Below are 24,537 nucleotides of genomic sequence, written 5' to 3'. Positions count from 1 at the left end.
CCTTCCCCGCCCTACCCCGGCCGGCTTTCCTCTTCCGCCTCGGGCACGCCGGCTGCCTCCGGTACCGCGGGCGCTGGCGCCGGGGTGGTCTTCATCTGTTCTTCCACCGTTTCGTCGGCCACCCGCGGGTCGAGCGCCGCCGACAGCGGCGAGCTGGCCAGGCTGTCGGCCATGGGCACGTGCTTCACCGGCGCCTCGTCGACACGGTGCAGACCGGTGACCTTCTCCGGACGCACGCGCCAGATGACGATCAGCGCGCAGGTCGCGGCGAAGGCGTAGAGCATGTTCGGGCCGAAGGCGCGCATCAGCGCTCCGGTCGCCAGCGGGCCGACGCAGGCGCCGACGCCGAAGGTGACCAGCAGCATGGCGGTCAGCGATACCCGCCGCTCGCCCTCGACGTGGTCGTTGGAGAAGGCCACCGCCAGCGGGTAGAGGGTGAACTGCACCAGGCAGACCATGAAGCCCATCGGCACCATGGCCTCCATCGGCAGCGACGGCAGCACCGCCAGCGGCAAGGCGAACACCAGCAGCAGGATGCCGGCGCTGCGGATCAGCAGCGCGCGATCGTAGCGGTCCGACAGCCAGCCCAGCGGCCACTGCACCAGCAGGCCGGCGAAGATGCACACGCCCATGAACACGCCGATCTGCTCGACGCTCAGGCCCTGCTCGGTGGCGTACAGCGGCGCCAGGCCGTAGAAGGAACCGATCACCAGCCCGGAGACCAGCACCGTGGTCAACGACTGCGGCACCCGCTGGATGAAGAAGCGCGGCTCCAGCGGAGCCGGGTGCAGCGGCGCGGGGTGGACCTTGTGGGTGATGGACACCGGGATCAGCGACAGGGCGAAGGCCAGCGCGATCATCATCGGCAGGTCCGGGCCCAGCCCCGGGTGCGCCACCAGGATCAGCTGGCCGGCCACCAGGCCCAGGTAGGAGGCCACCATGTAGCCGGCGAACACCGCGCCGCGCTGGCGCGCTTCGGCCTGCTCGTTGAGCCAGCTCTCGATGACCATGTACTGGCACATCATGCCCAGGCCGATGAGCGTGCGCAGCAGCAGCCAGATCGCCGGCCAGCTGGTCAGGCCGATGCCCAGCACTGCCGCCACCACCAGGCCGCCGCAGGCGACGTAGGCGCGGATGTGGCCGACGCGGGCGATCAGCCGGTGGCCGATCTTGCCGCCCAGCACCAGGCCCAGGTAATAGGCCGCCATCATGGCGCCGATCCACAGGCCGTCGACCTTCTCGGCGGCCAGGCGCAGGCCCAGGTAGGTGCTCAGCAGGCCGGAGCCGGTGAGCAGGGTGAGGGTGGCGAAGTAAAGCGCACGGAAGGCAGTGAAAATCCGCATCGGACCTCCGGTCCAAGACGGGCGGCAGGACGCCGCCGTACTACACGAAGCACGCCCGCGCGAAGGCGGGCGTTCGCTACCAGCCTAGAGCCTGCCGCAAGGCGCGTCGAGCCCTTTGACGGGTACGCAAAGAAAGGCGTCGTCCACGGCAAAGCCGGCGGTCGGAACCCGCCGTGGCGGGCTCCGCTCGGCCTCAGGCCTGGGCGGCCAGCACCCGGCGCTCCCAGGGGGTGATTTCGTCGAAGAAGCTGGTCAGTTCCAGCTCCTTGCTGGCCACGTAGCCGTCGACGAATTCGGCGCCGAACATCCGCCGCGCCAGCTCGCTGCGCTTCAGGCGGCGCAAGGCGTCGTACATGGTGCAGGGCAGCAGCAGCTCGTCCGGCACCTCGAACTCGCCCTGGATGGCCGCGCTGGGCTCCAGCTCGTTGTCGATGCCGTGCAGGCCGGCGGCCAGGCTGGCGGCGATGGCCAGGTAGGGGTTGGCGTCGGCGCCCGCCAGGCGGTTCTCCACCCGCCGCGCCACCGGCGGGCTGGCCGGGATGCGCAGGCCGGCGGCGCGGTTGTCGTGGGACCAGCAGGCGTTGTTCGGCGAGGCGTAGGGGTGGCACAGGCGCTGGAACGAGTTGACGTTGGGCGCGAACAGCAGGGTGAAGTCGGCCAGGCAGGCCTGCAGGCCGCCGATGAAATGCCGGAAGGCTGGCGTGGCCTCGCCCTCGGCGTCGCTGAAGATGTTGCGGCCCTCGCCGTCTACCACGCTCTGGTGGATGTGCATGGAGCTGCCCGGGGTGTGCGCCAGCGGCTTGGCCATGCACACGACGAGCAGGCCGTGCTTGAGCGCCACTTCCTTGAGCAGGTGCTTGAACAGGAAGGTCTGGTCGGCCAGCAGCACCGGGTCGCCGTGCAGGAAGTTGATCTCGAACTGGCTGGTGCCCATCTCGTGCATGAAGGTGTCGCGCTCCAGCCCCACCGCGGCCATGCAGCGGTAGACGTCCTCGAAGAACGGACGCAGGCCGTTGTTGGACGACACGCTGAACGCCGAATGGCCCATCTCGCGGCGGCCGTCCAGGCCCAGCGGCGGCTGGAACTGCTGTTGCGGGTCCGGGTTGGGGGCGAAGACGAAGAACTCCAGCTCGGTGGCCACCACCGGTTGCCAGCCATGTTCGGCGTAGCGCGCCACCACCTGCTTGAGCAGGCCGCGGCTGGACAGGCCGGAGGGCTGGCCGTCCAACTCCACCGCGTCGCAGATGGCCAGGGCGCGCGGAGTGTCGCTCCAGGGCAGGCGGTGGACCTGGGTGGGCTCGGCGATCAGGGCCAGGTCGCCGTCGTCGCTGCCGTAGAAGCGCGCCGGCGGGTAGCCGCCCATGATGCACTGCAGCAGCACGCCGCGGGCCAGCTGCAGGCGCCGCCCGGAGAGGAAGCCCTCGCTGGTCATCACCTTGCCGCGCGGCACCCCGTTGAGGTCGGGGGTGACGCATTCGATCTCTTCGACTCCAGCCAGGCGCTCGGCGAGCGGGCTGCGTCCTTCGCTAGTCATGACTTCTTATCCTTGTAATACGGCCGCACACAGGCTGTGCGACCTGTACAAAATACGCACCGGTCGTTCGATATTTCAAGCAGGTGGATGAAGGGAATTTCCGTACGCCACCGTAGTGTGCCGACTGCGCCGAGGCGCTCTTCGTAGGATGGGTTGAGCTTGCGAAACCCATCGGGCCATGGTGATGGGTATCGCTTCGCTCAACCCATCCTACGGGGCTGCCCCGCCCGCTCCTACGGGGTACGCCACACACCGCGCCCATGAACGAAAACGCCGCCCCGAGGGGCGGCGCTGCGAACCTGGCGATCCGTCAGAACAGCTTGGTGAACAGCCAGTACAGCGAGCCAGATAGCACGATCGCCGCCGGCAGCGTCAGCACCCAGGCCATCAGCAGGTTGCGGATGGTGCGCATCTGCAGGCCCGAGCCGTTGGCCGCCATGGTCCCGGCCACGCCGGAGGACAGCACGTGGGTGGTGGACACCGGCAGGCCGTACATGTCCGCCGCGCCTATGGTGAGCATCGCCACCACCTCGGCCGAGGCGCCCTGGGCGTAGGTCAGGTGGCTCTTGCCGATCTTCTCGCCGACGGTCACCACGATGCGCTTCCAGCCGACCATGGTGCCCAGGCCGAGGGCGATGGCCACGGCGATCTTCACCCACAGCGGGATGAAGCGGGTAGCGTCGTCGATCTTGCCCTTGAAGGCCATCAGCCGCGCCTGGGTATCGGCGTCGAAGTCGCCGGCCTTGTCCTTGTCCATCACGCGGATGGTCTCGGAGGCCAGGTACATGTCGTTGCGCACGTTGGCCATGGCCTCGGCGGGCACCTTGGCCAGGCTGCCGTAGCTCTTCACCTCGGCGCCGATGCTGCCGGTCAGCGCGGCCAGCGAGGGCACCACGGCCGGCTTCACTTCATGGGTGCGGATGTATTCCGAGAGCACCGGGCGCGGGTCGGCCGGCGCCGAGCCCTGGGCGCTGCGTTGCAGGCCCTGCTGGGTGGCCTCGGCGAGGACCACGAAGGCGGTGGTCTGGTCGGCCGGGATGGCGCGGTTCAGCGCGTAGGCCATGGGCACGGTGCCGATCAGGATCAGCATGATCAGGCCCATGCCCTTCTGCCCGTCGTTGGAGCCGTGGGCGAAGGACACCCCGGTGCAGGTCAGCACCAGCAGCCCGCGAATCCACCACGGCGGCGGCGCCTTGGCCTTGGGCGCCTTGTACAGCGCGCGGTTCTTCACCAACAGGCGCAGGGCCAGGAGCAGCAGGGCCGAGCAGGCGAAGCCGATCAGCGGCGAGAGCAGCAGCGAGTAGCCGACCTTGGTCGCCTGCGCCCAGTCCACCCCGCTGGTGCCGTCGCGGCCGTGCATCAGCGCATTGGCCACGCCGACGCCGATGATCGAGCCGATCAGAGTGTGCGAGGACGACGCCGGCAGTCCCAGCCACCAGGTGCCGAGGTTCCACAGGATGGCGGCGATCAGCAGGGCGAAGACCATGGCGAAGCCGGCCGAGGAGCCGACCTGCAGGATCAGCTCCACCGGCAGCAGGGCGATGATACCGAAGGCCACCGCGCCGCTGGAGAGCAGCACGCCGAGGAAGTTGAAGCAGCCGGACCAGACCACCGCGAAATGCGGCGGCAGCGAATGGGTATAGATGACGGTGGCCACGGCGTTGGCGGTGTCGTGGAAGCCGTTGACGAACTCGAACCCCAGGGCGATCAGCAGGGCCACGCCGAGCAGCAGGAAAGGCGTCCAGGTGGTGACCGCGCTGGCCACCTCGTCGACGTCGTGGACCAGGCTCCAGGCAGAGAACAGCAGGCCGACGGCCAGCAATGCATAGAACGCCAGGGCGGTGAGACGGCCGGGCTTGCTGTCCAGGTGCGGGCGGCCTTCGAGAACGGCGGCGCCGTCCCTGGCCAGGGTTTCGCTAGTCATGCGGGAATCCGGTTGCGGGAGATGACCGCGCCAGCATGACGGGCAAGTGTGACAATTTATGTCTGGGAGGCCGAGAACATCCCTGGCGTAGGGCGGATAACCGTTCGCGGTTATACGCCGCCTCGCCTTCCTCATCGACCACGCCCTGGCCGCGCCGGTGTCAGGCGCGTGACAGCTCAGGCGTCGTTGCGCTTGCGGAAGGCCCAGCGCCAGGCCAGCAGGGTGAAGCTGGCCACCAGCATCACCAGCAGCCAGAAACCGTGGGGGTTCTCCGCCAGGGGAATGCCGCCGACGTTCATGCCGAAGAAGCCGGCGACTATGTTGATCGGCAGCGCCAGCACCGTGACCACCGTCAGGGTGAACAGGGTGCGGTTGCTCTGTTCGTTGAGCTGCGCGGCGATCTCTTCCTGCAGCAGCTTGATGCGCTCGCCCAGGGAGGTGAGGTCGCTGATCACCAGGGAGAATTCCTCGGTGGCCTCGCGCAGGTCGCGCACGTCGGCCTCCTGCAACCATTCCGGCGGGCGGTTGAGCAGCCGCAGCAGCGAACCCGGCTCCAGCGCCAGCAGGCGCTGCAGGCGCACCAGCACGCGGCGCATGGCGCCCAGGTCGGCGCGGTTGTCGGAGAGGTTCTGCGACAGCAGGCGGTCCTCGATGCGGTCCACGCCCACGGTGGTCTCGCGGACGATCTGGGTGAGGATGTCGCCCTGGTCGCGCAGCAAATGCACCAGCAGCTCCAGCGGCGAGCGGAAGCACTCGCCGTGCTTGACCGAGGAGCGCAGGCGGTCCACCGAGCGCAGCGGCTGCATGCGCGCGGTCACCAGCAGGCGCCGGCGCGCGCAGACCCACAGGGTGGCCACGTCCGAGGAGACGCTGCCGAAGTTGAACACCACGTCGTTGACCACCGCCAGCAGCGCCGCGTCGACGTGCTCGATGCGCGTGGAGCGCGAGCCCTCGCGCAGGGTCTCGAAGAAGGTTTCGGGCAGCTCCAGGTGGCCCTTCATCCAGCGCTCGCAGGCGGCGTGGGCGAGGTTCAGGTGCAGCCAGACGAAGTCCTCGCCCTCCCCCGGCGCCTCCAGCCAGCGCAGCGCGGCGCTGGAATCCAGTTCCTGGCCGCGCTGCCCGGGGTGGAAGCGGAAGCCGTAGAGCAACCCGAACAGGTCGGAATCCCAGGGGTCCTGGGTGAAACGTTGGTTCATGCGCGCTCGCTGAATGTGGCATCGCCCTGGGCCGGGCCGGCGGCCTTCCTGCTTAGCAGGCCGGCATGACGATCCGGTGACAGGGCCATGACGGGGCTCCTCAGCCGAACAGCCCGGCGATGGTCCGCTCGCCCAACGCCGGCCCCACGCTCATGCCGACGCCGGTGTGCATCAGCACCGCGCTGATGCCCGCCTCCACCTGCAACACCGAGAACGGTGCCGGGCCACGCGCGCCGTACACGCCCTGCCAGCGCTCGACCACCTCGACGCGCATGCCCAGGGTGTCCTCGGCCAGGTCGAGCATCAGGCGGTCCACCGCTTCGGCGTTGAAGGGCGCGGCATCGCTGCCGTAGTCGTGGGAATCGCCGATGATCAGCTCGCCGTAGGGCGTGGGGCTGATCAGCAGGTGGATGCCGTGGCTCTCCAGCGCCGGCGTCTCGCGGCGGATCTGTTCGTGGATCGCCTGGGCCTGCGGCAGGTCGGCGAAGGCGCCGTAGTGCACGCAGCTCAGCCCGGTCAGCAGCGCGTGGCCCAGGCCCAGATCGCGCTCGGGGCGGGCGCGGAGCATCTGCAGGCGGCACACCTGCGGCTTCAGCGCGGCCAGTTGCTCGGCCAGCAGGGTCTGGTAGTCGTGGCCGGAGCAGACCACTATCTGCCCGGCCTGGAAGGTGCCGGCAGTGGTGCGCAGCAGGCCCGGCTCGATGTCGCGCACCAGGGTGGAGAAGTGGAATTCCACCTTCAGCTCGCGGCGCAGCCAGTCGATCAACGCCGGCAGCGCTTCGCGAGAGTAGAGCTGCTGGTCATCGAGGCTGTGCAGGGCCGCGCGGTGCTTGCTGAAAGCGCCGTCGTAGAGCGCGTCCAGGGCCTTGCCGCGGAGCAGTTCGGCGCGGTAGCCGTGCTCCCTGGCGCGGCCGGCGCAGAAGGCTTCCAGCAGGTTTTCCTCGGCCTCGCTGCGGGCGAACAGCAGCGAGCCGTTGCGGCGGATGGCGAAGCCGGCGCGCTCGGCCCATTCGGCCCACAGCGGGCGGCTGGCGCGGGCCAGGTCGAGCATGACGCCCGGCGGCTGGCCGCCGACCAGGGCCTGGCCGAAGTTGCGGATGGAGGCGCCGAGCGGCGTGGCGCTGCGTTCGAAGACGCGCACGCGCAGGCCGCGGCGAGCGGCGGCGTAGGCGTGGGACAGGCCGAGGATGCCGGCGCCGATGATGGCGATGTCGGTGTTTTGTTGGGACATGGGGGTGGTCCTTGGGTGCGTGAAGAGCCCCTCTCCCTAGCCCTCTCCCTGAAGGGAGAGGGAACCCTCCTCTGCAGGATGGCAATAGCGGTGTTTTTCCTGAGGCTTTCAGGTATGCGCCAGAGCTGATCCCGCGTGCCGAACAGCCCCTCTCCCTTCAGGGCGGGGCGCGCAGTCGAGGGTTGGGGAGAGGGAGCCGCGGCCACAGGGAGTTACTGCTGCGCCACCTTCTCCGACTTACCGTCATAGCGCTTGCGCCATTCGGCCAGGATGGCGTCGCGGTTCTTCGAGGCCCAGGCGAAGTCGTTCTTGATCAGGCGCTGCTCGTAGTCGGCCGGCAGTTCGGTCTGCGGCTTGGCGATGCCCGGCTGGGCGAGCACGGCGAAGTTCTCCTTGTACAGCTCCATGGCCGCGGGGCTTGCGGAGAAGTCGGCGAGTTTCTTCGCCGCATCCAGGTGCTGGGTGCCCTTGACGATGCCGGTGGCTTCGATTTCCCAGCCCAGGCCTTCCTTGGGCAGCACTATGTCCAGCGGCGCGCCCTGGCGCTTGAGCTGCACGGCCGGGTATTCGAAGGAGATGCCGATCGGGAATTCGCCGGCGGCGGCCAGCTTGCACGGCTTGGAGCCGGAGTGGACGTACTGGCCGATGTTCTCGTGCAGGGCGTCCATGTAGGCCCAGCCCTGTTTCTCGCCGAAGGTCTGCAGCCAGGCGGAGACGTCGAGGAAGCCGGTGCCGGAGGACGCCGGGTTGGGCATGACGATCTTGCCCTTGTACTCGGGCCTGGTCAGGTCCTGCCAGCTGATGGGCTTCGACAGGCCCTGCTTCTCGGCTTCCACGCTGTTGAAGCAGATGGTCGCGGCCCACACGTCCATGCCCACCCAGGCCGGCGGGTTGGCCGGGTCGCGGTAGTTCTTGCCGATGGCGGCCAGGTCCTTGGGCGAGTACTGCTCGAGCATGCCCTGCGCATCGAGGATGGCCAGGCTGGAGGCGGCCAGGCCCCAGACCACGTCGGCCTGCGGGCGGTCCTTCTCGGCCAGCAGCTTGGCGGTGACGATGCCGGTGGAGTCGCGCACCCACTTGATCTCGACGTCCGGGTTCTGCTTCTCGAAGGCTTCCTTGTAGGCCTTCAGCTGTTCCGGCTCCAGGGCGGTGTAGACGGTCAGTTCGGTGGCGGCGCTGGCGTGCAGGCTGAAACCGGCGAGCACGGCGGCGGCGAGGGCGAGGCGTTTGAACATGGTGCGCTCCTTCTGTTTATTGGGCCCCCGCGTTCGCGGGGGTGGCGGTCAGGTGCAACGTGGGTCGTGGGGAATCAGTGGCCGCTCCGGCGCCAGGCCTGGGACCGGCGCAGCAGGCCGCGCGAGGCCAGGGCCAGGACGATGGAAGCGGCCGCCGAGGTGAGCAGGATCAAGGTGGACATGGCGGCGGCGCCGCCGACGTTGCCGGCGTCGTCCATGTTCAGCACGGCGACGGCGGCGAGGATGCTGTCCGGGCTGTAGAGGAAGATCGCCGCCGACACCGTGGTCATCGCCGAGACGAACAGGTAGCGGACGATGTCCAGCAGCGCCGGCAGGCAGATCGGCAGTGTCACCTTCAGGTAGTGGCGCCACAGCGGCATCTTCAGCGACAGCGCGGCGGCCTCGAACTCGCCGTCGAGCTGGCGCAGCGCGGTGGTGGCGGTCATCTGCGCGGTGGTCAGGTAGTGGGCGATGGTGCACACCACCAGCAGGGTCATGCTGCCGTAGAACACGTGCAGCGGGTTGCCCGGCAGGTTGAAGAAGAACACGTAGCCCAGGCCCAGGACCAGGCCCGGCACCGCCATGGGCACGAAGCAGAACATGCGCAGCAGCTGGTTCAGCCAGGCCTGCTCGCGGGTCTTCTCCAACAGGTAGGCGCCGGTGAAGATCAGCGCACTGCCGAACAGCGCGGTGCAGCAGGCCAGGGTCAGGCTGTTGCGGTAGGCCAGCCAGCCGCCGCCGGCGGTTTCCTCGAAGGCATAGTGGCGCAGCGACAGCGACAGGTTGTACGGCCAGAACTTCACCAGCGAGGAATACACGGCCATGCCCAGCACGCCGAGGATCACCGCGCTGACCAGCAGCACCAGCGCCAGGTAGGCGCCGTCGCGGCGGCGCGAGGGCTTGGGCTGGTAGACCTGGGCGCGGCCGCTCATGGAGTCGCCCTGGCGCCGGCGCAGCCAGGCGTCCACCGCGAAGCTCAACAGCGCCGGCAGCAGCAGGAGCATGCCGATCTGCGCGCCGCGGCCGAACTGCTGCTGGCCGACCACTGCCTTGTAGGCTTCCAGCGCCAGCACCTGGTAGTCGCCGCCGACCACCACGGGCACGCCGAAGTCGGTGATGGTCAGGGTGAACACCAGGCAGAAGGCGGCGAACACGCCCTGCCGCGAGGCCGGCCAGGTGATGCTACAGAAGGCCTTCCAGGGGCTGGCGCCCATGCTGGAGGCGGCGTCGAACAGCCGCGCGTCGGCCAGCGACAGCGCCGAAAGCAGGATCATCAGCGCGTGGGGGAAGGTGTAGATGGCCTCGCCCAGGACGATGCCCCAGAAACCGTAGATGTTGTCCGGCACCCAACTGCGCAGCAGGCCCTGGTTGCCGAACAGGTAGATCAGCGCGATGCCCGGCAGCATCGATGGCGCCAGCAGCGGCAGCAGGGAGATGCCGCGCCACAGGCCCTTGGCCGGGATCAGCGTGCGCTGCAGGGCGTAGGCGAAGCCATAGGCCAGCGGCACCACGATGGCCGCCACGCTCAGCGAGACCTTCAGGCTATTGCCCAGCAGCCAGTGGAAGTTGGCGCTGGCCAGCAGCTCGGCCATGGCCGCCAGGCCACCGCCCTGCCCTTCGGCGCCGCTGAAGCCGCGCCAGAAGATGGCCAGCAGCGGCAGCAGCACGGCCAGGGCCAACAGGGCGAGCAGCAACAGCTTGCCGCCGAGGATGAACAGGCGGTCGCCGAGGTCGCCGCGCAACTTGCCAGCGGCCAGGGCCGGGTCGAGTTTCACTGCGGCATCCATCTCAGGCGAACACCTGCAGGCTCTGCGGCGGCAGCGAGACCCAGATGTCCGCGCTGCCCAGGCGCGGCATCTGCTCCGGGGCCAGCTCGGCCAGCAGCGCGTGGCCGGGCAGCTCGTGCAGTTCGAAGCTCATGCGGCAGCGGTTGCCGAGGAAGGTGATCTCGCGGACCTGGGCGCGGAACAGGTTCTCCTGGTGCACCACCGGGTTGATGCCGATCGCCTCCGGGCGGCAGAACAGCCGGCCGCGCGTGGCGTTGGCGCGCTCGCCGTGCAGGCGCAGGCTCAGGCCGCCGACCCGCGCCAGGCCGTCGGCTCCGCGCTCGAAGGGCAGCCAGTTGCCCTGGCCGACGAACTCGGCGACGAAGGGCGTGGCCGGGGCGCTGTAGATGTCCTGGGCGCTGCCGTACTGCTCGACCTTGCCGTGGTTCATCACGGCGATGCGGTCGGCCATCAGCATGGCCTCGTCCTGGTTGTGGGTGACCATCAGGGTGGTGATGCCCAGGCTCTTCTGCAGCTGGCGCAGCTCGCCGCACAGGTGCTCGCGCACCCGGGCGTCCAGCGCCGACATGGGCTCGTCGAGCAACAGCAGCGACGGCGCCGGGGCCAGCGCGCGGGCCATGGCCACGCGCTGCTGCTGGCCGCCGGAGAGCTGGCCGGGGTACTTCTTCTCGCTGCCGGCCAGGCCGACCAGTTCGAGCATCTCGCCCACCCGCCGGCGCGCTTCCTCGCGGCTGGCGCCGGTCAGGCCATAGGCGACGTTCTGCTCGACGCTGAGGTTGGGGAACAGCGCGTAGGACTGGAACAGGATGCCGTAGTCGCGGGCCTGGGGCGGCAGGCGCGAGACGTCGCGCTCGCCGATATGGATGATGCCGCCGTCCTGGCGCTCCAGCCCGGCGATGCAGCGCAGCAGCGTGGTCTTGCCGCAGCCGGAGGGGCCGAGCAGGCAGACCAGCTCGCCGCCCTCGATATCCAGCGAAACGCCGTCGAGGGCGGCGAAGTGGCCGAAGCGCTTGTGCATGTCGCGCACCCGCAGCGGGGTGCCGGTGGAGAGGGAATCGTGCATGGCGGAACCTCTTGCAGCTGACCCGCGGCGACAGACCGCGGGGCTCGATGGAGGGCCATGCTAGGGAAGGAATGCGAAGGCTCTGTTGCGATGGGTGCAACTGCGCCGATAGAGGTATAGGCAGATTTGCGATGGCGAAAGGCTTTTTGCAGGAGCGGGCCCTGCCCGCGATTTCGCGCGCAGGGCGCGCTCCTACAGGGGAATGGCGCGGGTGGGGCAGCGTAGGAGCGGATCTCATCCGCGAATCGCGCCGGGATGTCCGGCTATCGCGGACAAGGTCCGCTCCTACGAAAAACCCCGCAGCTACGCGGCGGGCGCGGTTTCCCGTGCCAGGGCGAGGAAGGCGCTGGTCAGGCGCGCCTGGCGGCGTTCCTTCAGGCAGAACAGGTATTCGTCGATCAGCGGCGCGCCCTGCAGCTCCAGCACGCGCAGTTCGGGGTTATCCGGCACTTCCTGGCGCGAAATGATGCTCACCCCGAGGTTGCGGATCACCGCCTCGCGGATCGACTCGCGGCTGCCGATCTCCAGCATCGAGGCCGGCATTACCACGGACTCGCGCAGCAGCTTCTCGGTCAGTTCGCGGGTAGTGGAACCGGCCTCGCGCATCAGCAGGCAATGGTTGCGCAGCTCGCCCAGGGCCACCGAGCGCTGCGCCGCCAGCGGGTGGCTGCGGTGCACCGCCAGCACCAGCGGGTCGCGGCCGAGCACCAGGTGGATCAGCCGCGCGTCCTCCACCGGCTGCGACGAGGCCGCCAGGTCCACCCGGCATTCGTAGAGGGCCTCCAGCACCTGCTGCGAGTTGCCGATCTCCACCGACACCTCGATCTGCGGGTAACGCTCGCGGAAGGCCTTGATCAGCCCCAGCACGTAGTAGGGCGAGGTGGCGCCGATGCGCAGGCTGCCCTGCATCTGTCCGCAGTTGCGCAGGAAGAACTCGATGTCCGACTCCTGCTGCAGCAGCGCCTGGACCATGGGCAGCAGGCGCGCGCCTTCGTCGGTGAGGGTCAGGCGGCGGCCGCCGCGGTAGAACAGCTCCACGGCGTACTGGCCTTCCAGGCTGCGGATCTGCGTGGTCACCGTCGGCTGGCTGAGGCCGAGCTTCTTCGCCGCCTGGGTGATGCTGCCCAGGCGGGCCACCATATAGAAGGCCTTGAGTTCGGCGCTCAGCATCGCTCGGACCGCTCCGGGAAATGGCTCATCGCTTCTCCGTCATCGCCAGACGTCTGGATTCGACTATCGGGTATCGGCGCCAGGCGCAGTGGCAAGAAACCGGGGGCAACGAGGAAACGGCGGGAAGGATGGCGTCCCCAACTGGATTCGAACCAGTATCTAGCCCTTAGGAGGGGCTTATTCTATCCCTTGAACTATGGGGACACGCCTGGGCCCGCGGCGGCTGCCGGGACCGGGTGGGCATGTTAACCAGCGTCGACGCATTTGTCATGCCGCGGCGCGGATTTCACACCTGCCGAGAAGGTCCGCCTGAACGAACAGCGGCGTCAGCCTGGGTTTGCCGCTGCGCTGAGCCCGGCGTCGTCCAGCAGGGCCAGCAGGCCGCGCACGCTGGTCTCCAGGCTGGCGGAGTTGTCCAGCACCCGCAGCGGCGGCGCCAGGCCCTCGGCGAAGGCGGCATTGCGCGCCAGGCGCGCCTCGATCTCCGCCAGGGTTTCCCGGCCGCGGGCGACCAGGCGCTGGCGCAGCACCTCGGGGGCGACCTGCAGCAGCACCGCGAGCAGGCCCGGATAGCGGCGCCGCGCTTCCTCCAGGTAGCCGCGCGAGCCGTTGACCAGCACGACGCGCCCCTGGGCCAGCCAGTGGTCGATCTGCCGCGGGATGCCGTAGCACAGGCCATTGGCCCGCCAGCTCATGGCGAAGGCGCCCTCGCGCTCCAGGCGTTCGAAGGCCTCGGGGGTCACCGCTTCGGCGTCCTCGCCGCGGGCCTCGGCGGAGCGGGTGATCACCCGCCGCACGACCTGCCCGCCCCGCTCGGCCAGCGGCGCCGCCGCGGCCTGGAGCAGGCTGTCCTTGCCCGAGCCCGAAGGCCCCATCAGATAGATCAACTTGCCGCTCATGCTCATCTCTGCACCGCGCCTCCCGGGGCGCGGACGCCGCGTATGATACCCGCCCGCCGGCGCCGCGGAAGCGGGAAAATGGCCGGCCCGGCGCTGCATGGCGAGCCAGGTTGCGACATCATCCGCGCCCCTCGTGAACCATTGCCCGTGCGGGTGGTCGGATGATGGCGCAATGGCGGCCGGGACCTGGGACTTGAGCTAATCTGAGCGAATGGAGCCCTTGGGCCGCGCCACCCATCGAAAGAAAGATATGCAGATAGCCTCGCATTTCGGACGATTGGTGCTGGCATTTAGCCTTCATACGACGCAAAATACGTCGCAGAATTGACGTCAAGTAATTGGTCGGCCACCTGATTACTGCCCTTGCGCTGAACGGCCAACGGATTTCGCTGTCATAGGGACTCGAACACAGACCCCCTGGCACCGTTTCCCTGACTTACAGGTTTAATGTATGCGCCCATTGAAACAGGCAACCCCAAGCTACTCCAGTCGCACCGCCGACAAGTTCGTCGTCCGTCTGCCCGAAGGCATGCGCGAGCGTATCGCCGAGGTCGCCCGCAATCACCATCGCAGCATGAACTCGGAAATCATCGCCCGCCTGGAGCAGAGCCTGCTGCAAGAGGGTGCCCTGCAGGACAATCTCGGCATCCGCCTGGACAGCCCCGAGCTGAGCCTGCACGAGCGTGAGCTGCTGCAGCGCTTCCGCCAGCTGACCCACCGCCAGCAGAATGCCCTGATCGCCCTGATCGCCCACGATGCGGAAATGGCCAGCAACGCCTGAGCCCAACTGCACCGAAGCGCTGTTCGCTTAAACGGAAATGCCGTTTCTCCCATGGGGGAAACGGCATTTTTCATTCCCGCGCCCCATGCCCCGTCCGGCGTGGCCGGTGAATCCGATCGCGGACAAGGTCCGCTCCTACGCCCGTGCCTCCCTGAACCTTAAGCTTGCGCCGAGGTGCTCTTCGTAGGATGGGTTGAGCTTGCGAAACCCATCGAACCCTGATGATGGGTATCGCTTCGCTCAACGCCATCCTACGAAAAGTCGTGCTTCCCGGAACCGTAGGAGCGGACTCTGTCCGCGATCCGGCGCTCAGGAGGTCCTGTGATACGGATGTAGCGAGAGCCCCGATTCCTGCCCGCAAAGCCCCGCCCTTGAAATGCAAAAACCGCCCGAAGGCGGTTTTTCGCGGCCACTGCGGGCCTACATCAGGAACAGCGTGGCCAGGCCCAGGAAGATGAAGAACCCACCGCTGTCGGTCATGGCGGTGATCATCACGCTGGATCCCATCGCCGGGTCGCGCCCCAGGCGCAGCAGCGTCATCGGGATCAGCACCCCCGCCAGCGCCGCCAGCAGCAGGTTGAGGGTCATGGCCGCGGTCATCACCACACCCAGCTCCCAGTTGCCGTACAGGTAGAAGGCCACCACGCCTATCACCCCGCCCCACACCAGGCCGTTGACCAGCGCCACGCCCAGCTCCTTGCGCAGCAGGCGCGTGGCGTTGCTGGTCTGGATCTGGTCCAGGGCGATGGCGCGGACGATCATGGTGATGGTCTGGTTGCCCGAGTTGCCGCCGATGCCGGCGACGATGGGCATCAGCGCGGCCAGCGCCACCAGCTTCTCGATGGAGCCTTCGAACAGGCCGATCACCCGCGAGGCGACGAAGGCGGTGATCAGGTTGGTGGCCAGCCAGGTCCAGCGGTTGCGCACCGACTTCCACACCGAGGCGAAGATGTCTTCCTCCTCGCGCAGACCGGCCATGTTCAGCACTTCGGTCTCGCTCTCCTCGCGGATGAGGTCGACCATCTCGTCGATGGTCAGGCGGCCGATCAGCTTGCCGTTCTTGTCCACCACCGGGGCGGAGATCAGGTCGTAGCGCTCGAACGCCTGGGCGGCGTCGTAGCCGTCCTCGTCGGGCTGGAAGGTCACCGGGTCGGTGGCCATGACCTCGGCCACCTGCTTGTCCGGGTCGTTGACCAGCAGGCGCTTGATCGGCAGCACGCCCTTGAGCAGGCCGTCGTAGTCGACCACGAACAGCTTGTCGGTATGCCCCGGCAGCTCCTTCAGGCGGCGCAGGTAGCGCAGCACCACTTCCAGGCTGACGTCGTCGCGGATGGTGACCATCTCGAAGTCCATCAGCGCGCCGACTTCGTCTTCCTCGTAGGACAACGCCGAGCGCACGCGCTCGCGCTGCTGCGCATCGAGGGTTTCCATCAGCTCGTGGACGACGTCGCGCGGCAGTTCCGGCGCCAGGTCGGCGAGTTCGTCGGCGTCCATCTCCTTGGCCGCGGCGAGGATCTCGTGATCGTCCATGTCGGCGATCAGCGTCTCGCGGACGGCGTCGGAAACTTCGAGGAGGATGTCGCCGTCGCGCTCGGCCTTGACCAGCTGCCAGACCGTCAGGCGGTCGCCCAGCGGCAGCGATTCGAGGATGTGGGCGATGTCGGCGGGGTGCAGGTCATCGAGCTTGCGCTGCAGCTCGGCGAGGTTCTGCCGGTGTACCAGGTTCTCGACGAGGTCCTGGTGCTGGCCCTCCTGGCGGTGCGCCAGGTCTTCGACCAGCTTGTGCTTGTTCAGCAGCTCGACCACCTGGTTCAGGCGGTCCTGCAGGCTTTCCTGCGGCTTCTTGGCTTCTACTTCGGTCATAGCACGCTCCACCCCCAGCGGCGGAGCGCGCACGGGGGCTTAAAACATCAGGTCGTGTTGAGGCAATCGGGGTTCTGGGTAACTACTGGGTAAGTCCATGGTGGTGTGCCCACGCGCCCATATCGGGCAGATAGGAGAAATGATAACACTCCGGAGCCTGTTCAGCGTTACAAAATAGCGGCTAGAACAATCGCTTGCGGCACAAAGTTGAGGGTTACTTCACTGGCTATCACAGACGCCGGAAAAAGCTGTCGAGACACCCGGAAATTTCGCGGAGGCCAGGCGGGATAGGCTGCATGCAACCCTGTCACGGAGGATCGGAGATGCGCCTGTCGCCCCTGCACTGCCTGCTGCTCCCGCTGCTCGCCCTCATGCCAATGGACAATCCCGCCGCCACGCCGTTCCGCTGCGAGGCCGCCGATGGCCGTGTCAGCTTCCACCAGCATGGCTGCCCGCCGGGCCAGGCGCAAAGCCGGCAGCGCGCGCACAACCCGACGCCGGGCAGCGGCAGGCCGGTGCCCCTCGCCCGCCCTTCCCAGGAGAGCCGGCGCACGCCATCCGACACGCCGCTGGTGGTGGTCGGCGAGCGCCAGGACGGCTGCGGCAACCGCCTCGACGACCGGGAAAGACGCACCGCGATCCTGCAGAAACGCATCCGCACCGGCATGACCCGCGCGGACGTGGAAAGCGCCTTCGGCCGCCCGGACCGGATCAGCCAGTTGGATGACCGGCAGCGCTACCACTACGACGCCAGGCCCGGCCAGGGCCGGCGCACGGTGACCTTCGACGAGTTCGGCTGCGTGCAGGGCAAGGCCACACGCAAGCGGCGCTGAGCCCGGCCGACTTGGAAAAATGCGGACAAAGAAAAAGGGCCTGCATTGCTGCAGGCCCTTTCGGTGTATGGCGCACTCAGGAGGATTCGAACCTCCGACCGCTCGGTTCGTAGCCGAGTACTCTATCCAGCTGAGCTATGAGTGCGCTGGTTGGTGCAGTTTAGCCAGGTTCACCAACTGGTGCAGCTTCTCGGGCCGAGGCCTTTCGTCGCTGCTGGCGTCCGCTTTCGCGTACCGCCTGTGTAGTGGCGCACTCAGGAGGATTCGAACCTCCGACCGCTCGGTTCGTAGCCGAGTACTCTATCCAGCTGAGCTATGAGTGCGCTGATGGGGCGCAAATTCTAGTCCGAACATTCAGACGTGTCAAACAGATTTTTCAATCTTTTCAGTAGCTTAGCTACCTGACTCGTCATTCGCAGCAGAACGTGCAAATGGCGGAGAGGGGGGGATTCGAACCCCCGACACCCTTTTGAGGTGTACTCCCTTAGCAGGGGAGCGCCTTCGGCCACTCGGCCACCTCTCCGCAACACGGGGCGCATGATATCCATGTTTTCCCCGTTTGCAAAGAATTTTTTATAGAAAAATTAATGGTTTGGTTCTTGGTCTTTCTCTTTCTGGATGCGCTGGTAGATCTCTTCGCGGTGAACAGCGACTTCCTTCGGCGCGTTCACGCCAATGCGCACCTGATTTCCCTTGACGCCCAGCACAGTCACAGTGACGTCATCACCAACCATCAGGGTCTCTCCGACCCGGCGAGTCAGAATCAGCATTCCTTTCTCCTTTCGTGTTTCGGATAAGCAGTCTGCAAAAAAAGAAATGGCGGCAGAGCCACTGAATATCAAGTGTGTGCTCCTTCACCCAAGTATTGACCAGTCCGCGCGGAATGAAAGTTCCGGCGGCCCGGTCAAAAACGACAAAAGGCGCGGGATGAGCCGCGCCTTTTGCATGATGCCCTCTTACTCGCCCTGGCGGGCCGGGGCATCCAGCTCGAAGGCAGTGTGCAAGGCGCGCACCGCGAGCTCCAGGTATTTTTCCTCGATGACCACGGACACCTTGATTTCCGAGGTGGAGATCATCTGGATGTTGATGCTTTCCTTGGCCAGCGCCTCGAACATGCGGCTGGCGACACCGGCGTGGGAACGCATGCCGACGCCGACGATGGAGACCTTGGCGATGTTGGTGTCGCCGGTGGCTTCGCGCGCGCCGATGTTGGCGGCGGTCTGCTTGAGGATTTCCAGGGCGGCCAGGTAGTCGTTGCGGTGCACGGTGAAGGTGAAGTCGGTGGTGTTATCGTGCGAGACGTTCTGCACGATCATGTCGACTTCGATGTTCGCGGCACTGATCGGCCCGAGGATCTTGAAGGCCACCCCGGGGGTATCCGGTACGCCACGGATGGTCAGCTTGGCTTCGTCGCGGTTGAAGGCGATGCCGGAGATGATCGGCTGTTCCATGGATTCCTCTTCATCAAGGGTAATGAGGGTGCCCGGACCCTCCTGGAAGCTGTGCAGCACGCGCAGCGGAACATTGTACTTGCCGGCGAACTCTACCGAGCGGATCTGCAGCACCTTGGAGCCGAGGCTGGCCATTTCCAGCATTTCCTCGAAGGTGATCTTGTCCAGTCGGCGGGCCTGCGGCACTACGCGTGGGTCGGTGGTGTAGACGCCATCGACGTCGGTATAGATCTGGCACTCGTCGGCCTTCAGCGCCGCGGCCAGGGCCACGCCGGTGGTGTCGGAGCCGCCGCGGCCGAGGGTGGTGATGCTGCCGTGCTCGTCCACGCCCTGGAAGCCGGCGACCACAACCACGCGGCCGGCCTTGAGGTCGGCGCGGATGTTGGCGTCGTCGATGCTCAGGATACGCGCCTTGGTGTGCGCGCTGTCGGTCAGGATGCGCACCTGGTTGCCGGTGTAGGAAACCGCCGGCACACCGCGCTTGATCAGGGCCATGCTCAGCAGGGCGATGGTCACCTGCTCGCCGGTGGAGACCATGACGTCCAGTTCGCGCGGAACCGGTTGGTCCATGATCTGCTTGGCCAGGCCGATCAGGCGGTTGGTCTCGCCGCTCATGGCGGAAACCACCACCACGATATCGTCACCCGCCTCGCGGAATTTCTTCACCTTCTCGGCTACCTGCTCGATACGCTCGACGGTGCCGACGGAGGTCCCTCCAAACTTCTGTACGATCAAAGCCATTTCAAAAGCCGCCTGATTCCTGAAGGGCGCCCATTAGACAGACATCGCTGCCCCTTGCCAAGGCCCGCCGGGCGCGCCGCGGGCCTGGCCTTGCCAGTGCTTACCGGCCCTGTTCGACGAAGGCCTTGGCCAGGGCCAGGGCCTCGTCCAGCTTGCCGGCGTCGGTGCCGCCGCCCTGGGCCATGTCCGGGCGACCGCCGCCCTTGCCGCCCACGGCTGCCGCGGCCTGCTTCATCAGGTCGCCGGCCTTGAGTTTGGCGGCCAGGTCCTGGGTCACCCCGGCGACCAGCACCACTTTCTCCTCGAACACGCCGCCGAGCAGGATCACGCCGCTGCCCAGCTTGTTCTTCAGCTGGTCGACCAGCGCCAGCAGCGCCTTGCCGTCCAGGCCGTCGAGACGCGCGGCCAGCACTTTCACGCCCGCCACGTCCACGGCCGAGCCGGCCAGGTCGTCGCCGGCGGCGCTGGCGGCCTTGGCCTTGAGCTGCTCCAGCTCCTTCTCCAACTGGCGGTTGCGCTCCAGCAGGCCGGCGAGCTTGTCCAGCAGGTTGTCGCGGCTACCCTTGACCAGGCCGGCCGCTTCCTTGAGCTGCTCTTCGGCGCCATTGAGGTAGGCCAGCGCAGCCGCGCCGGTCACCGCCTCTATGCGGCGCACGCCGGCAGCCACGCCGCCTTCGCTGGTGATCTTGAACAGGCCGATGTCGCCGGTGCGGCCGACGTGTGTGCCGCCGCACAGTTCGACGGAGAAGCCGCCGCCCATGGTCAGCACGCGCACCTGGTCGCCGTACTTCTCGCCGAACAGCGCCATGGCGCCCTTGGCCTTGGCGGTGTCGATGTCGGTCTCTTCGGTTTCCACGACGCTGTTGGCGCGGATCTCGCGGTTGACGATGTCTTCCAGCTGCTTCAGCTGCTCGGGCTTGATGGCCTCGAAGTGGCTGAAGTCGAAGCGCAGGCGCTGGCTGTCCACCAGCGAGCCCTTCTGCTGCACGTGGTCGCCCAGCACCTGGCGCAGCGCGGCGTGCAGCAGGTGGGTGGCGGAGTGGTTCAGCGCGGTGGCCTGGCGCACATTGGCATCGACCTCGGCCTTGACCGCGGCGCCGACGCTCAGGCTGCCCTGGGCGACGATGCCGTGGTGCAGATGGGCGCCACCGGCCTTGGTGGTGTCGCGCACGTCGAAGCGCACGCCGGCGCCGGAGAGGGTGCCGCAGTCGCCGACCTGGCCGCCGGATTCGGCGTAGAACGGCGTCTGGTCGAGGACGACCACGCCCTCCTCGCCTTCATTGAGCTTCTCGACGGCCTTGCCGTCCTTGAACAGCGCGATGATCTGGCCGGCGCCGGACACACCCTGGTAGCCCAGGAAGCGGGTGTCGCCATCGACCTTGACCAGGGCGTTGTAGTCCATGCCGAAGGCGCTGGCGGAGCGGGCGCGCTCGCGCTGGGCCTCCATCTCGCGCTCGAAGCCTTCCTCGTCGAGGGTCAGGCTGCGCTCGCGGGCGATGTCGTTGGTCAGGTCCACCGGGAAGCCGTAGGTGTCGTACAGCTTGAACACCACGTTGCCGGGGATGACGCTGCCTTTCAGCTCGTTCAGGTCCTGTTCGAGGATCTTCAGGCCCTGCTCCAGGGTCTTGGCGAACTGCTCTTCCTCGGTCTTGAGCACGCGCTCGATGTGCGCCTGCTGCTGCTTCAGCTCGGGGAAGGCCTCGCCCATCTCGGCCACCAGCGCGGCGACGATCTTGTGGAAGAAGCTGCCCTTGGCGCCCAGCTTGTTGCCGTGGCGGCAGGCGCGGCGGATGATGCGGCGCAGCACGTAGCCGCGGCCTTCGTTCGAAGGCAGCACGCCGTCGGCGATGAGGAAGCTGCAGGAACGGATGTGGTCGGCCACCACCTTCAGCGACGGCGCGTCGTCGTTGGCGCAGCCGATGGCTTCGGCGGAGGCTTTGAGCAGGCTCTGGAACAGGTCGATCTCGTAGTTCGAGTGGACGTGCTGCAGCACGGCGCTGATGCGCTCCAGCCCCATGCCGGTGTCCACGCTCGGCGCCGGCAGCGGGTGCATGACGCCGTCCGCGGTGCGGTTGAACTGCATGAACACGTTGTTCCAGATCTCGATGTAGCGGTCGCCGTCCTCTTCCGGGGAGCCGGGCGGGCCGCCCCAGATGTCGGCGCCGTGGTCGTAGAAGATCTCGGTGCAGGGGCCGCAGGGGCCGGTGTCGCCCATCGCCCAGAAGTTGTCGGAGGCGTAGGGGGCGCCCTTGTTGTCGCCGATGCGCACCATGCGCTCGGCGGGCACGCCGACTTCCTGGGTCCAGATGTCGTAGGCCTCGTCATCGCTGGCGTAGACGGTGACCCAGAGCTTGTCCTTGGGCAGGTTCAGCCACTTGTCCGAGGTGAGGAATTCCCAGGCGTAGTGGATGGCGTCGCGCTTGAAGTAGTCGCCGAAGCTGAAGTTGCCCAGCATTTCGAAGAAGGTGTGGTGGCGCGCGGTGTAGCCGACGTTTTCCAGGTCGTTGTGCTTGCCGCCGGCGCGGACGCACTTCTGGCTGGTGGTGGCGCGGGTGTAGGCGCGCTTTTCCAGGCCGAGGAAGCAGTCCTTGAACTGGTTCATGCCGGCGTTGGTGAACAGCAGGGTCGGGTCGTTCGCCGGAATCAGCGAACTGGACGCTACGCGGGTGTGCCCCTTCTCTTCGAAGAAGCGGAGGAAGGCTTCACGGATTTCAGCGCTTTTCATAGGTTCTTCCACGGAAAAATGCGGCCACGAATCGCCGGCAAAGGGCCGCATTATATCGGCCCTGCGCACCGGGTACAGTGTGTTTCTACGATAGATGGCAGCTATTGCGCCTCTATCCTAGTCAGTCGCGACGAAAGGCGGCGAAAGCCTCGACGATACGGGGAATGTCCGCGGTTTTCACGTCCAGGTGAGTAACCAGGCGCAGGCGCGGGGCGGCGCTGACGCGGATGCCGCGCTCGCCGAGGAAGTCGCGCAGGGCCGCGGCACGCTCGCCGAGGTCGACATAGACCATGTTGGTCTGCACCGGCTCGACGGCGTAGCCCAGGTCCGCCAGGCCGCGGCCGAGGGTTTCGGCGTTGGCGTGGTCCTCGGCCAGGCGCTGCACCTGGTGGTCCAGCGCGTACAGCCCGGCCGCCGCGAGCCCGCCGGCCTGGCGCATGCCGCCGCCGACCATCTTGCGCAGGCGCCGGGCCTTGCCGATCAGCCCGGCGCTGCCGCACAGCACCGAGCCCACCGGCGCGCCCAGGCCCTTGGACAGGCACACCGAGACGGAATCGAAGTGGCGGGTGATCTCGCCGGCGTCCACGCCCAGCTTGACCGCGGCGTTGTACAGGCGCGCGCCGTCCAGGTGCAGGGCCAGGCCGCGGCGCTGCGTCAGCTCGCGGGCGGCGGCCAGGTAGGCCAGCGGCAGGACCTTGCCCTGCATGGTGTTTTCCAGCGCCAGCAGGCGGGTGCGGGCGAAGTGGAAGTCGTCCTGCTTGATGGCCGCCTCGACCTTGGCCAGGTCCAGCGAGCCGTCGGCCTCGCCCTCGATGGGCTGCGGCTGGATGGAGCCGAGCACCGCGGCGCCGCCGCCTTCGTATTTATAGGTGTGGGCCTGCTGACCGACGATGTACTCGTCGCCGCGTTCGCAGTGGGCCATCAGCCCGAGCAGGTTGCTCATGGTGCCGCTGGGCACGAAGAGCCCGGCCTCGAAACCCAGGCGTTCGGCCAGGACGGCCTCCAGGCGGTTGACGGTGGGGTCCTCGCCATACACGTCGTCGCCCAGCTCGGCCCGGGCCATGGCCTCGCGCATCCCGGCGCTGGGCAGGGTGACGGTGTCGCTGCGAAGGTCGATGACGGACATGACGGGGCTCCTGGAACGCGGGGAAAGAGCCCGATGCTATGTGCTTGGCTGCCTGGGGACAAGGCTCGGAAGGCAGCTCTTCGCGGGCAGGGGAATGGCGTGGGTGGAACAGAGTAGGAGCGGATCTTATCCGCGAATCGCGCCGGTGTGTCCGGCTATCGCGGACAAGGTCCGCTACGGCGTGAGGAATGTCGTGCCTCCCGGCAACCTGTAGGAGCGGGCCCTGCCCGCGATTTCGCGCGCAGGGCGCGCTCCTACAGGGGAATGACGTGGGTGGGGCAGCGCCCAAACGCCGGGCGCTCAGAGCTTGGTGGGCACCACGAGAATGCCGGCGCGCAGGCCGTTCCTCACCCGCGGGTTGGGGAAGATGATGCGCGCGCCTTTCTCTTCGACTATCCAGCGGGTGCCGCCGATGTCCTCGGCTAGCAGGTAGCCGTGGTCCAGCTCGGTGAAGTTGTCCACGGCGTCGTCCAGGTGCAGGCGGAAGTGGTCGCTGTGCTTGATCACCTCGCGGGACACGGCGAACAGCTGCAAGCCGTCCAGCCCGCCCTCCTCCACCGGCGCCTCGCTGCCGTCGACCAGCACCTGCAGCAGCGCCTCCAGGCGGCCCAGGTTGACCACCTGGTTCTGCCCGAACGGCCGCGCCTTGCCCAGCTCCAGGGTGAAGGCCTCGGCGCCCAGGCGGCTGTAGGTGTAGGAGCTGAAGGTGATGCCGGTCTTGTTCTGCAGCAGCACCGCGTCTATCCCGGCGCTGCGCAGGCGCGCCAGCTCCGCGCGGGAGTGCTTGCGGCCCTCGCTCCAAGGGTAGAGGGCGAATTGTTCGATCTTCGAACCGCGGATCGCCGTGTGCAGGTCGTAGTGCAGGCGCTGGCGCCCGTCGCGGGCGAAGAAGGCCGCGGCCAGGCGTTCCAGCTCGGCGGCGCGCAGGGCCTCGCTGCCGCTGCCGTCCTCGTGGCGGCCGCAGAACAGGCGGTTGATGTCCTGTTCCAGGTAGCGCTCGCCGCGGCGCATGGCCTCCGGGTTGCCAAGCAGGAACAGCAGGCGCGCCGCCGGCTTCAGCTCGCCGCGGGCGATGCGCTGGACGAGGCGGTCGAGCAGTTCGATGGGCGCCGTCTCGTTGCCGTGGATGCCGGCCGAGAGCAGCAGGTCCAGGCCGTTGTCGCGGCCGCTGGCGGGGGTCACCTCGAGGGCGCCTTCGGCCAGCCAGTGCAGGCGCGTGCCGTCGGCGGTGAGCTGGATCTTCTCGGTCGGCTCGCGACCGACGAGGGTCAGGTCGAGCAGCTTGCCCAGTGCTAGCATGCGCGGGTCTCCCGGTTGGCCGCCGGCACCTGCGGGCGGCGGCCCCTGCGATCAGTGATGGTCACATCCACAGTCTGGACCATGTTCGTGGACTTCGGCGGCCTCCAGCTCCAGGCTCAGGCTGAGCTGGTTGACCGCCTGCGGGCGGACCACCAGCAGCGGTACCTCGGTGTCCTCCTCGAAGGACTCGGCGTAGATCAGCAGGCCGCCCTTGCCGTCGGCCTCCAGCCACAGGTCGCGGCCCTCCAGACGGATGGCCAGGCGGGCGCTGTGGGTCTCGCGACGGGCGCCGGTGGCGTCTTCGAGGATCAGCGGGAGGCTTTCGGTGCTCATGAT

General features: G+C 67.6%; 19 protein-coding genes and 4 tRNA genes. 2 read left to right on the top strand and 21 right to left on the bottom strand.

The genetic code is table 11. The annotated features are described in order from the left end of the window. Positions 1–11: 11 nt before the first annotated feature. From IG194_RS22535 to phnN, 11 genes are all read right to left on the bottom strand, one after another. Positions 12–1,343, bottom strand: coding sequence for an MFS transporter (locus IG194_RS22535; protein ID WP_009620814.1), 1,332 nt, complete (start codon positions 1,341–1,343; stop codon positions 12–14). A gap of 193 nt (positions 1,344–1,536) precedes the next feature. Continuing rightward, positions 1,537–2,775 carry a glutamine synthetase family protein gene (locus tag IG194_RS22530; protein WP_176707178.1) on the bottom strand — a complete coding sequence of 413 codons (1,239 nt, stop codon included), beginning with the start codon at positions 2,773–2,775 and terminating at the stop codon, positions 1,537–1,539. A gap of 412 nt (positions 2,776–3,187) precedes the next feature. Then, positions 3,188–4,801, bottom strand: a complete 1,614-nt coding sequence (locus IG194_RS22525; RefSeq protein ID WP_043314323.1) for an inorganic phosphate transporter — start codon at positions 4,799–4,801, stop codon at positions 3,188–3,190. 176 nt (positions 4,802–4,977) lie between these two features. Continuing rightward, positions 4,978–5,997 carry a transporter gene (locus IG194_RS22520; protein WP_009620800.1) on the bottom strand — a complete coding sequence of 340 codons (1,020 nt, stop codon included), beginning with the start codon at positions 5,995–5,997 and terminating at the stop codon, positions 4,978–4,980. A 100-nt stretch (positions 5,998–6,097) separates the two neighbouring features. After that, positions 6,098–7,228 carry a TIGR03364 family FAD-dependent oxidoreductase gene (locus tag IG194_RS22515; protein WP_009620792.1) on the bottom strand — a complete coding sequence of 377 codons (1,131 nt, stop codon included), beginning with the start codon at positions 7,226–7,228 and terminating at the stop codon, positions 6,098–6,100. Positions 7,229–7,440: 212 nt separating this feature from the next. Further along, complete coding sequence (locus IG194_RS22510) at positions 7,441–8,463, bottom strand: putative 2-aminoethylphosphonate ABC transporter substrate-binding protein (protein WP_058488804.1); 1,023 nt, start codon at positions 8,461–8,463, stop codon at positions 7,441–7,443. Between the two features lie 74 nt (positions 8,464–8,537). Continuing rightward, positions 8,538–10,250 (bottom strand): putative 2-aminoethylphosphonate ABC transporter permease subunit, encoded by a 1,713-nt coding sequence (locus IG194_RS22505; RefSeq protein WP_058488803.1) that lies wholly within the window; start codon positions 10,248–10,250, stop codon positions 8,538–8,540. Between the two features lies 1 nt (position 10,251). Beyond that, positions 10,252–11,313, bottom strand: coding sequence for a putative 2-aminoethylphosphonate ABC transporter ATP-binding protein (locus IG194_RS22500; RefSeq protein ID WP_058488802.1), 1,062 nt, complete (start codon positions 11,311–11,313; stop codon positions 10,252–10,254). Between the two features lie 303 nt (positions 11,314–11,616). Continuing rightward, positions 11,617–12,483, bottom strand: coding sequence for a LysR substrate-binding domain-containing protein (locus IG194_RS22495; protein WP_058488801.1), 867 nt, complete (start codon positions 12,481–12,483; stop codon positions 11,617–11,619). Between the two features lie 129 nt (positions 12,484–12,612). Continuing rightward, positions 12,613–12,687, bottom strand: a tRNA-Arg gene (locus tag IG194_RS22490). Between the two features lie 122 nt (positions 12,688–12,809). After that, complete coding sequence (phnN, locus tag IG194_RS22485; RefSeq protein ID WP_058489734.1) at positions 12,810–13,382, bottom strand: phosphonate metabolism protein/1,5-bisphosphokinase (PRPP-forming) PhnN; 573 nt, start codon at positions 13,380–13,382, stop codon at positions 12,810–12,812. Between the two features lie 451 nt (positions 13,383–13,833). Here phnN and amrZ point away from each other — a divergent pair, with 451 nt between their 5' ends. Further along, complete coding sequence (gene amrZ / locus IG194_RS22480; protein WP_009620783.1) at positions 13,834–14,163, top strand: transcriptional regulator AmrZ; 330 nt, start codon at positions 13,834–13,836, stop codon at positions 14,161–14,163. Between the two features lie 420 nt (positions 14,164–14,583). Here the strand turns inward: amrZ and mgtE are convergent, their stop codons facing one another. Next, the gene (gene mgtE, locus IG194_RS22475) at positions 14,584–16,026 is read right to left on the bottom strand and encodes a magnesium transporter (RefSeq protein WP_009620782.1); all 1,443 of its coding nucleotides are present in this window, start codon (positions 16,024–16,026) and stop codon (positions 14,584–14,586) included. A 323-nt stretch (positions 16,027–16,349) separates the two neighbouring features. Between mgtE and bamE the strand changes: the two genes are divergently transcribed. Beyond that, the gene (gene bamE, locus IG194_RS22470; RefSeq protein ID WP_064987628.1) at positions 16,350–16,859 is read left to right on the top strand and encodes an outer membrane protein assembly factor BamE; all 510 of its coding nucleotides are present in this window, start codon (positions 16,350–16,352) and stop codon (positions 16,857–16,859) included. Between the two features lie 68 nt (positions 16,860–16,927). Here the strand turns inward: bamE and IG194_RS22465 are convergent. The 9 genes from IG194_RS22465 to IG194_RS22425 form a co-directional block, all read right to left on the bottom strand. Further along, positions 16,928–17,004 (bottom strand) — tRNA-Arg (locus tag IG194_RS22465). A 101-nt stretch (positions 17,005–17,105) separates the two neighbouring features. Continuing rightward, positions 17,106–17,182 (bottom strand) — tRNA-Arg (locus IG194_RS22460). Between the two features lie 109 nt (positions 17,183–17,291). Then, a tRNA-Ser gene (locus IG194_RS22455) sits at positions 17,292–17,382 on the bottom strand. A gap of 61 nt (positions 17,383–17,443) precedes the next feature. Further along, a complete protein-coding gene (csrA, locus tag IG194_RS22450) occupies positions 17,444–17,629 on the bottom strand; it encodes a carbon storage regulator CsrA (RefSeq protein ID WP_003085981.1) in 186 nt (61 codons plus the stop codon). A 186-nt stretch (positions 17,630–17,815) separates the two neighbouring features. Further along, positions 17,816–19,051, bottom strand: a complete 1,236-nt coding sequence (locus IG194_RS22445; protein ID WP_009620772.1) for an aspartate kinase — start codon at positions 19,049–19,051, stop codon at positions 17,816–17,818. A gap of 100 nt (positions 19,052–19,151) precedes the next feature. Next, on the bottom strand, positions 19,152–21,776 hold the full coding sequence (alaS, locus tag IG194_RS22440; RefSeq protein ID WP_058488800.1) for an alanine--tRNA ligase: 2,625 nt from the start codon (positions 21,774–21,776) through the stop codon (positions 19,152–19,154). Between the two features lie 121 nt (positions 21,777–21,897). Next, positions 21,898–22,902 carry a low-specificity L-threonine aldolase gene (gene ltaE / locus IG194_RS22435; RefSeq protein ID WP_009620768.1) on the bottom strand — a complete coding sequence of 335 codons (1,005 nt, stop codon included), beginning with the start codon at positions 22,900–22,902 and terminating at the stop codon, positions 21,898–21,900. Positions 22,903–23,202: 300 nt separating this feature from the next. Further along, the gene (gene astE / locus IG194_RS22430) at positions 23,203–24,201 is read right to left on the bottom strand and encodes a succinylglutamate desuccinylase (RefSeq protein ID WP_058488799.1); all 999 of its coding nucleotides are present in this window, start codon (positions 24,199–24,201) and stop codon (positions 23,203–23,205) included. Between the two features lie 51 nt (positions 24,202–24,252). Beyond that, positions 24,253–24,534, bottom strand: coding sequence for a hypothetical protein (locus IG194_RS22425; protein ID WP_058072811.1), 282 nt, complete (start codon positions 24,532–24,534; stop codon positions 24,253–24,255). Positions 24,535–24,537 lie beyond the last annotated feature (3 nt).

The sequence above is a fragment of the Pseudomonas sp. ADPe genome (genome assembly GCF_014843515.1).
GTDB classification, from domain to species: domain Bacteria; phylum Pseudomonadota; class Gammaproteobacteria; order Pseudomonadales; family Pseudomonadaceae; genus Pseudomonas; species Pseudomonas citronellolis.
Note: the sequence above shows the minus strand (reverse complement) of the source record. Positions and strands in the feature narration are given on the sequence as shown.

Bases quoted from the DNA above. Each gene is read 5' to 3' on its own strand.
- IG194_RS22535 (WP_009620814.1), bottom strand. From the start codon at position 1,343: ATGCGGATTTTCACTGCCTTCCGTGCGCTTTACTTCGCCACCCTCACC.
- IG194_RS22530 (WP_176707178.1), bottom strand. From the start codon at position 2,775: ATGACCAGCGAGGGCTTCCTCTCCGGGCGGCGCCTGCAGCTGGCCCGC.
- IG194_RS22525 (WP_043314323.1), bottom strand. From the start codon at position 4,801: ATGACTAGCGAAACCCTGGCCAGGGACGGCGCCGCCGTTCTCGAAGGC.
- IG194_RS22520 (WP_009620800.1), bottom strand. From the start codon at position 5,997: ATGAACCAACGTTTCACCCAGGACCCCTGGGATTCCGACCTGTTCGGG.
- IG194_RS22515 (WP_009620792.1), bottom strand. From the start codon at position 7,228: ATGTCCCAACAAAACACCGACATCGCCATCATCGGCGCCGGCATCCTC.
- IG194_RS22510 (WP_058488804.1), bottom strand. From the start codon at position 8,463: ATGTTCAAACGCCTCGCCCTCGCCGCCGCCGTGCTCGCCGGTTTCAGC.
- IG194_RS22505 (WP_058488803.1), bottom strand. From the start codon at position 10,250: ATGGATGCCGCAGTGAAACTCGACCCGGCCCTGGCCGCTGGCAAGTTG.
- IG194_RS22500 (WP_058488802.1), bottom strand. From the start codon at position 11,313: ATGCACGATTCCCTCTCCACCGGCACCCCGCTGCGGGTGCGCGACATG.
- IG194_RS22495 (WP_058488801.1), bottom strand. From the start codon at position 12,483: ATGCTGAGCGCCGAACTCAAGGCCTTCTATATGGTGGCCCGCCTGGGC.
- phnN (WP_058489734.1), bottom strand. From the start codon at position 13,382: ATGAGCGGCAAGTTGATCTATCTGATGGGGCCTTCGGGCTCGGGCAAG.
- amrZ (WP_009620783.1), top strand. From the start codon at position 13,834: ATGCGCCCATTGAAACAGGCAACCCCAAGCTACTCCAGTCGCACCGCC.
- mgtE (WP_009620782.1), bottom strand. From the start codon at position 16,026: ATGACCGAAGTAGAAGCCAAGAAGCCGCAGGAAAGCCTGCAGGACCGC.
- bamE (WP_064987628.1), top strand. From the start codon at position 16,350: ATGCGCCTGTCGCCCCTGCACTGCCTGCTGCTCCCGCTGCTCGCCCTC.
- csrA (WP_003085981.1), bottom strand. From the start codon at position 17,629: ATGCTGATTCTGACTCGCCGGGTCGGAGAGACCCTGATGGTTGGTGAT.
- IG194_RS22445 (WP_009620772.1), bottom strand. From the start codon at position 19,051: ATGGCTTTGATCGTACAGAAGTTTGGAGGGACCTCCGTCGGCACCGTC.
- alaS (WP_058488800.1), bottom strand. From the start codon at position 21,776: ATGAAAAGCGCTGAAATCCGTGAAGCCTTCCTCCGCTTCTTCGAAGAG.
- ltaE (WP_009620768.1), bottom strand. From the start codon at position 22,902: ATGTCCGTCATCGACCTTCGCAGCGACACCGTCACCCTGCCCAGCGCC.
- astE (WP_058488799.1), bottom strand. From the start codon at position 24,201: ATGCTAGCACTGGGCAAGCTGCTCGACCTGACCCTCGTCGGTCGCGAG.
- IG194_RS22425 (WP_058072811.1), bottom strand. From the start codon at position 24,534: ATGAGCACCGAAAGCCTCCCGCTGATCCTCGAAGACGCCACCGGCGCC.